The sequence below is a fragment of the Paenibacillus antibioticophila genome (assembly GCF_000455265.1).
Classification (GTDB): Bacteria; Bacillota; Bacilli; order Paenibacillales; family Paenibacillaceae; genus Fontibacillus; species Fontibacillus antibioticophila.
This window is the reverse complement of sequence record NZ_HG005139.1, coordinates 1,647,201-1,651,792: the sequence shown is the minus strand read 5'-3', so window position 1 is coordinate 1,651,792 and position 4,592 is coordinate 1,647,201. Positions and strand designations below refer to the sequence as shown.

The following is a 4,592-nucleotide window of genomic DNA, read 5'->3' as shown; positions in this document are numbered from 1 at the left end:
TAAAGCATTAAAATCGCTGGTGAGGGTGTTCATGCGGCGAATTTAGAGACATTAGACACTAAAATTGCTGGGGGAGGAGCATCCTTTTTGCTTTCTCCCTGCAAAAGGTGAAAACAACAAAAAAGCCGGACAGAAAACTATACGTTTTCTCGTCCAACTTTTTTAGGGGCTTAATAGGCAGCCCCGAAAGTTTGATTTTGCAGACTACAGCATTTTCTTAATTTCATCCTTGATCGATTCCGACTGAGGTCCGAACACAACCTGTACGGCGCCCTTGCCAAGTCTCATTACCCCGGATGCGCCAAGCTGTTTCAAGGCACTATCATTGACTTTCTTATCATCCTTGACGACCAGGCGAAGACGGGTAATGCAGGCATCGACCGATTCAATATTGGACGGTCCGCCGATCTGGGTCAGGATGTTAGCTGCGCGACTGTCTCCCAATGGAACACCTCCCTCCACTGACTCCTCGTCAGTAATACTCAGATCATTATCCTCGCGTCCCGGCGTCTTCAAGTTCATCTTCACAATGAGGAAGCGGAAGATCACATAATAGAGGACGGCGAACACAAGACCGATCGGGATTAGTAACAGCGGCTTGGTCGAGATCTGGTAATTGATTGCATAATCAATGAAGCCAGCCGAAAAGCCAAAGCCCAGCTTCATGCCGAAAGCATAAGTAACAAATGCGGAAATACCCGATAATACGATGTGAACGCCATACAATACTGGAGCTACGAACATAAAGGCGAATTCAAGCGGCTCGGTGATCCCTGTCAGGAACGATGCAAAGGCTGTACCCAGGAAAATCGAGGATACAAGCTTGCGGTTTGCCGGTTTTGCTGTGTGAATAATCGCAAGAGCTGCACCCGGAAGACCGAACATCATGATTGGGAAAAATCCAGTCATGAACATGCCAGCCGTAGCGTCGCCAGCAAAGAAGCGATGCAGGTCACCATGAATGACTTCACCTGCTGCATTAGTGAAATCACCGATCTGGAACCAAACGATGGAATTAATAATGTGGTGGAGGCCAAAAGGAACCAGCAAACGGTTGGCAATGATGTGAACTGCCGAGCCGATACCTCCAAGTCCTGTCACCCAGTTACCGAATACGTCCAGAGCCGCCTGGATCGGGCCCCAGATCAAGCCGCAAATCAAACCGACGATAACCATCGTGAAGGCGGTAACCATCGGAACGAAGCGTTTGCCGCCGAAGAAGCCGAGCCAATCGGGAAGCTTGATGTTATGGTACTTTTTGTAGAGGAAAGCTGAAATACAACCAACCAAAATTCCGCCGAGAACCCCCATATTCAATTTCGTATCCGGAGATTGCATCAGATTCGGAAAAATTCCAGGGACTTTATCGAGTACATCCAGCAGTATCAGTTGCCCGATAACCGCCGAGAGCGCCGCTACTGCGTCTCCAGCTAGACCGATCGCTACCCCTACCGCAAAAATCAAAGGGAGATTATCAAAAATGGTGCCGCCTCCAGCCTCAAGGAATGGAGCAACATACGTATTGAGGAACCCTCCAACACCCTCTCCCATGTGAAAATCCTTGATGTAGTCGATACTGCCAAATCGTAGCAGAATGGCTGCCGCTGGTAGCGTTGCGACCGGCAGCATAAGCGACTTTCCTATCTTCTGGAGAAAAGCCAGCATGTAATAATCATCCTTTCAAATTGAATTGGTTATGACTTTAAAACCGCTTTAAAAATGGTATCCTTGCCTGCAGTCACAGGACCGACATGCATTTCTAGCGAGCTAACCATTTCATCAGCGTTTGTCACCACGATTGGGGTAATTACCGGGTAGCCGGCAGCCTTGATCTGCTCGATGTCAAATTCGATCAGCAGTTGTCCTGCCTTCACTTTGTCACCGACTGATACATGCGAAGTAAAGCCTTCTCCCTTGAGCGACACCGTGTTGATCCCGATATGGAATAGGAACTGAATTCCCTCAGCATTTTCAATCATTACTGCATGGTTGGATTTGATTACATGGACGACCTTTCCTTCAAAAGGAGCGATCAGCTTTCCTTCCGCAGGTTCAATTGCAATTCCTTTCCCCATGTGCCCTGCGGCGAATGCTTCATCAGGCACTTCGGTAAGCGCAACTGCCTTTCCCGTTACTGGCGCTAAAATCTCAAGCGTGATTGGTTCAGCGGATTTCTTTCTCCATTTAGAAAACATCTGTCTATACCCTCCTAATCTTATAGAACCCGCTCTCCCGGACGTGCTTTCCCAGCTTATATTATGCCTGCCGAGCACTGGTTATATAAATCAGGAACAAAAAAAGCCAAGAAAACGAGCCTGCTTAACAGGTTCATTTTCCTGGCTCATGCCCATACTCAAATGGTAGCACGCCAATTGTACAGCGGTTTGAAGTTCTAGCAACATCATAAGTCAAACAGAATCCTACGTCAACATCATTTTTGAAAGCGGTATCTTATTGAATTCGTGAAGACGGGTCCTCCCGATAGGGATCAGCCATACCGGATAGATACAGATTCGAGTTCAAGGAATGGTTCGTATTGAACGTATCATATACCCGCTGGCTGCGGCTATCTTCATCTACCAAGACGAGGATATGTCCTTCATCCAGATATTTCTCATAAGCCTTCGCTTCGTCTTCCGGAATCCCGAGGCCAATCAAGCCCCCGGCAAGTCCGCCGATACCGGCTCCGGCAGCCATCCCTGTCAACGCAGCGGCAATCGGTCCGGCAGCTATAATCGGTCCGATGCCCGGAATCGCCAAGGCGCCGAGTCCCGCAAGAAGCCCTGCGGTGCCTCCCAATACGCCCCCCGCGGTTGCTCCGACGGCAACGCCTTCAGGCGCCATCGTCCCCGTCCCATCCTGGATCGCTTCCTGATCGCGGCTATCTCTCGTTAAGACGGAAATCTCATCGGGTGCAAACCCCTGAGCTTGCAATGATCTAATCGCATCCGTCGCTTCCCGTTCAGTTTCGAAAACACCTACTATTTTCTTCGCCATTAGGATCATCCTCCTGAAGAATAGGTTATTCCTATATTACCCGGGAGAGCGTGTATCAAACCGTCTGTACATAACTTAAACCACGTTCTGCATCCAATCCTGCCTCAGCGTGCACCATCCGGCCGGACCTTACGCGTAGCCTGCGCGGTCCATGGATCATCGGGCCAATAATGCTTAGGATAACGCCCCTTCAGATCCTTTTTGACTTCAAAATAAGTGTGCTGCCAAAAGTTGGCCAGATCGGAGGTGACCTGTACCGGACGGCTTGCCGGAGACAATAAATGAAGTACGACAGGAACGGTTCCGTAGCCAATCCTTGGCGTATCCAGCATGCCGAATACCTCCTGGAGCCGAACGGCTGCAAAAGGATTTCCTTGGCTGTCATACTGCAGCTGAACTTTGGAGCCGCTCGGCACAGGCAGATGGCTCGGTGCTTCTCGGTCTAACTCCCGGCACAGCTCCCAGCCAAGCCGGGTCTCGAGGATCGTCTGCATCGGCAAGGATTGCAGATCTCTTTTCTTCTTCATATCAGAAATATAGGGCAGAAACCATTCCTCCGCCTGTTTCGCTAAGGCCTCATCCGATACATCCGGCCATTTGGCATCCAGTTCTCTCAGAAATAAAATTCTTGACTGAAGCTGTCTTGCCTTTGGATTCCATGGCAGGACCTGTGCGCCTTGCTCGGTGATGACCCGAATAAGCGCCTGCTGAATCAAGCCGGGGTCGGGGTCAGGGTCAGGGACCTCCTTGAGCACGAGCGCGTCCAGTGTCAGTGTCTTCCTTGCCCTCACGGCCCCTGCCTGTTCATCCCACTCAGCCGTCCGGTTCTCTGTCACTTCATTATGATAGAACTTACTGAACCAGGATTCCTCAAAGGGAGCCGCAAGCCATATACGGCTCTCGATGCCCCCATCATCGACATCGGCTATAGCAAGATAGGATTCAGCAGCAAGCGGATCGCTGCGATGAAAGGCTGCGCCGCGGCCGCTTCTCAGCAGATAGCGGCCATCCGACCGCCGCTTGGCCATCCGATCGGGATATGCAAAAGACACAAGCAGGCCGCAGTAGCGCTCCCAATCCGCTTCAGGAGCAGGAGCCGGCCCGCCGGAGAACTGATCTGCCAGCAAGCGCTCCCACTGCTTGCTCACCAGATCAATACTGCGCAGCGCACCTTCATCCGCTATGAGCGAAGATGCTCCGCCCTTCGGCTTGCGTCCGGATCTTGCCGCCATTAGCACGGCAAGATGATCCCGCAGGTCTGCGCCGCCCTTGAGCGCGCCGGGCGCCTCCAGCAGACCTGCCAGCAGGCAAGCGGGCCGGGCTAGGCCCAGCGGCCAAGCGCGCAAGAGCATCTGTGCAAGCCGGGGATGGAGGCCAAGCCCGGCCATACGCCGGCCATGCGCCGTGAGGCGGCCGGCTTGATCGAGCGCGCCAAGCTGGCCAAGCAGCTGGATGGCTTGGCCGTAGGGCGCCTGAGGCGGCGGATCGAGCCAGGCGAGCTCGTCCGGGCCGGAGGCGCCCCACGCCGCGAGCTCCAGCGCGAGCGGCGTAAGATCCGCCTCCAGGATTTCCGGAGGCGTTGCGGGGCTTAGCGC

4 protein-coding genes are annotated in these 4,592 nt (G+C 52.7%); all 4 read right to left on the bottom strand.

The window, feature by feature from the left end:
• Positions 1 to 204 precede the first annotated feature (204 nt).
• A complete protein-coding gene (nagE, locus tag TX85_RS07490) occupies positions 205 to 1,665 on the bottom strand; it encodes an N-acetylglucosamine-specific PTS transporter subunit IIBC (protein WP_044478471.1) in 1,461 nt (486 codons plus the stop codon).
• Between the two features lie 29 nt (positions 1,666 to 1,694).
• Positions 1,695 to 2,195, bottom strand: coding sequence for a PTS sugar transporter subunit IIA (locus tag TX85_RS07485; RefSeq protein ID WP_044478470.1), 501 nt, complete (start codon positions 2,193 to 2,195; stop codon positions 1,695 to 1,697).
• Positions 2,196 to 2,451: 256 nt separating this feature from the next.
• Positions 2,452 to 2,997: a general stress protein gene (locus tag TX85_RS07480; RefSeq protein ID WP_044478469.1), complete on the bottom strand. Its 546-nt coding sequence runs from the start codon at positions 2,995 to 2,997 to the stop codon at positions 2,452 to 2,454.
• 104 nt (positions 2,998 to 3,101) lie between these two features.
• On the bottom strand, positions 3,102 to 4,592 hold a 1,491-nt coding region (locus tag TX85_RS25805; protein WP_316244879.1), incomplete at its 5' end, for an ATP-dependent helicase C-terminal domain-containing protein.

Coding starts and splice junctions, on each gene's coding strand:
- nagE (WP_044478471.1), bottom strand. CDS start 1,665: ATGCTGGCTTTTCTCCAGAAGATAGGAAAGTCGCTTATGCTGCCGGTC.
- TX85_RS07485 (WP_044478470.1), bottom strand. CDS start 2,195: ATGTTTTCTAAATGGAGAAAGAAATCCGCTGAACCAATCACGCTTGAG.
- TX85_RS07480 (WP_044478469.1), bottom strand. CDS start 2,997: ATGGCGAAGAAAATAGTAGGTGTTTTCGAAACTGAACGGGAAGCGACG.